We start from the raw sequence: 2,483 nt of genomic DNA, 5'->3' as shown, positions 1-2,483 counted from the left end.
GGCTTGCGGATATTCCCGACTTCGAACAGCTGAAGGAGCTGGTGGAGTCTGAGGATTTCGTGCTGGTCGGGATCACGGGGACACAAAATGAGGCGATGAAGACGGCCGCCAAGGCGGCGGGGCTGGCGGTGATGGCCTCTGGCAAGAGCCGCAAGGCCGAGCATCCGCCGGAAAAAACACCCATCCCGGCGCCCGTGGTCGAGGTAACCGCCACCCCGGCGCCTCTGGTGCCGAGCAAGGTACACGTGGGCCCGGTGCGATCCGGCCAGCAGCTCTATGCTGCTGGCACCTCGCTGGTGATACTGGGCTCGGTGAGTCCGGGAGCCGAAGTCATCGCCGATGACAGCATTCATATCTATGGCACCCTGCGCGGCAGGGCCATAGCAGGTGCCAAGGGCAACACCCAGGCACGGATCTATTGCCAGCAATTACAGGCTGAGCTGCTATCCATCGCAGGCACGTTTCAACTGAGCGATGCACTGCCGGCCGGCCTGATACAACAGCCGGTACATGTCCGGCTGGATAACGAACAACTCCGAATAGACCATATCAAATAGAGTTACAAGGAAGCGAGAATGGCGCGAATCATAGTCGTTACATCGGGTAAAGGTGGCGTTGGCAAGACCACAACCAGCGCGGCCCTGAGCACAGGTTTGGCTCAGCGTGGCCACAAGACGGTGGTCATCGATTTTGACATTGGCCTGAGAAATCTGGATCTCATCATGGGCTGCGAGCGGCGCGTGGTGTATGACTTCGTCAATGTGATCAACGGTGAGGCCAACCTCAATCAGGCCCTCATCAAGGACAAGCGCTGCGAAAATCTGTTCATCCTGCCTGCCTCCCAGACCCGGGACAAGGACGCCCTGACCCGTGAAGGGGTCGAGAAGATCCTGGATCAGCTGGCGGAGATGAAGTTCGATTACATCGTCTGCGATTCGCCAGCCGGGATCGAAGCGGGTGCCTTGATGGCGCTCTACTTTGCTGACGAGGCGATCGTCACCACCAACCCGGAAGTCTCTTCCGTGCGTGACTCGGATCGCATCCTCGGCATCCTGGCCTCCAAGTCCCGTCGTGCCGAGCGCGGCGAAGACCCGATCAAGGAACACCTGCTGCTCACTCGCTACTGCCCGACCCGCGTCAGCCGTGGCGACATGCTGAGCGTGCAGGATGTACAAGAGATCCTGGCTATCAAGCTGCTTGGGGTGATCCCGGAGTCTCAGGCTGTACTGCGCGCCTCCAACTCGGGGGAGCCGGTCATCCTGGACAAGGAGTCCGATGCCGGTCAGGCCTATGAGGATGCCGTTGCCCGTCTGCTGGGCGACACCAAGGATTTTCGTTTTCTGGAAGAAGAAAAGAAGGGCTTCTTTAGCCGACTGTTCGGGAGTTAAACATGTCATTATTGGATTATTTTCGTTCCAACAAGAAACAAAACACCGCACAACTGGCCAAAGAGCGGTTGCAGATCATAGTCGCGCACGAGCGTTCATCCAGAGGAGGGCCGGATTACCTGCCCCAGCTCAAACAGGACCTGCTCGAGGTGATCCGCAAATATGTGCAGATAGACCCTGACAAGATCACGGTCCAGCTGGACAAGAAGAGTGATGAGCTGTCGGTGCTGGAGCTCAACATCACCTTCGCCGATGACAAGAAGGGATGAGCTGACGCCCCATGCGTGACCCCTTCCCTCAATGAAGACCGGAGCCTGAACCAGGATCCGGTTTTTTATTGTCACAAATGGGGCCGGCTCGCGGAGCAGATCTCGCCAAGGGAGAAGGGGCCAGCTAGAATAGCGCGCGCCACCGTCCGGCATCGCCGGCGGGGCTTCTTTTTTTATTATCTGGAACAGACCAATGTCTTTGAACGACGAAATGCACAGCGTCGAGGAACTGCTCGACACCGCCCTCGAACTCTTCATGGAGCTGGCCTCCGACAACCTGCCGGAGCAGGAGATAGCCCTGTTCAACCAGGCGTTCAACGATCGGGGTCTGCTGGCGGAGACCGATCCGGCCGATGACTGGGAAGCGGACGTGGGTTTTGCGGTGAGCGATGCCGAGTACGCCGAGATCTGGGTCGGGCTTGGCAATGCCGAGCAAGAGTATGAGCACCTGTTTGCCCGCATGCTGCTCTCCCGCCGTGTTGACGAGAAGTTCTGCCACATCGAATGGCTGCCCCAATAATTCCGGATCCCGATGATCCACGCCACTACATCTGGGAGAGCGAGCCCGAGCCCGTGCGACCCACTCTGGGGCGACGCCTGCTGAGCTGGCTCGGCAGGCTGCTGCTGGCAGCGCTGATCAGCTCCATCGTCTCGGTGGCACTGCTGCGCTTCATCGATCCCCTCATGTGGTCATGGCGCATCGAGCGGGCCCTGTTTCCGCCCGCCAAGGTGGCCGAGGTCAAGCACGACTGGGTGCCGCTCGAACGCATTTCGCGGGAGCTGCAGCTGGCGGTGATCGCCGCCGAGGATCAGCGCTTCCCAGACC

General features: G+C 59.5%; 4 protein-coding genes and 1 pseudogene. All 5 read left to right on the top strand.

The features are described from left to right. Positions 1 to 557, top strand: a 557-nt coding sequence (gene minC / locus AAC083_RS15820) for a septum site-determining protein MinC (RefSeq protein WP_108537099.1), incomplete at its 5' end; no start/stop codon positions are given. Between the two features lie 18 nt (positions 558 to 575). Beyond that, a complete protein-coding gene (minD, locus tag AAC083_RS15815; RefSeq protein ID WP_042037334.1) occupies positions 576 to 1,388 on the top strand; it encodes a septum site-determining protein MinD in 813 nt (270 codons plus the stop codon). A gap of 2 nt (positions 1,389 to 1,390) precedes the next feature. Then, positions 1,391 to 1,657 carry a cell division topological specificity factor MinE gene (minE, locus tag AAC083_RS15810; RefSeq protein ID WP_042037335.1) on the top strand — a complete coding sequence of 89 codons (267 nt, stop codon included), beginning with the start codon at positions 1,391 to 1,393 and terminating at the stop codon, positions 1,655 to 1,657. Positions 1,658 to 1,850: 193 nt separating this feature from the next. Beyond that, on the top strand, positions 1,851 to 2,177 hold the full coding sequence (locus AAC083_RS15805; protein WP_041205707.1) for an HI1450 family dsDNA-mimic protein: 327 nt from the start codon (positions 1,851 to 1,853) through the stop codon (positions 2,175 to 2,177). Positions 2,178 to 2,230: 53 nt separating this feature from the next. Next, positions 2,231 to 2,483, top strand: a pseudogene (locus tag AAC083_RS15800) (monofunctional biosynthetic peptidoglycan transglycosylase); the annotation flags it as partial.

Source organism: Aeromonas sp. HMWF014 (assembly GCF_963878295.1).
Classification (GTDB): domain Bacteria; phylum Pseudomonadota; class Gammaproteobacteria; order Enterobacterales; family Aeromonadaceae; genus Aeromonas; species Aeromonas popoffii.
The sequence above is the reverse complement of the archived record's forward strand: the minus strand, read 5'-3'. Positions and strand labels throughout refer to the sequence as shown.

Bases quoted from the DNA above. Each gene is read 5' to 3' on its own strand.
- minD (WP_042037334.1), top strand. From the start codon at position 576: ATGGCGCGAATCATAGTCGTTACATCGGGTAAAGGTGGCGTTGGCAAG.
- minE (WP_042037335.1), top strand. From the start codon at position 1,391: ATGTCATTATTGGATTATTTTCGTTCCAACAAGAAACAAAACACCGCA.
- AAC083_RS15805 (WP_041205707.1), top strand. From the start codon at position 1,851: ATGTCTTTGAACGACGAAATGCACAGCGTCGAGGAACTGCTCGACACC.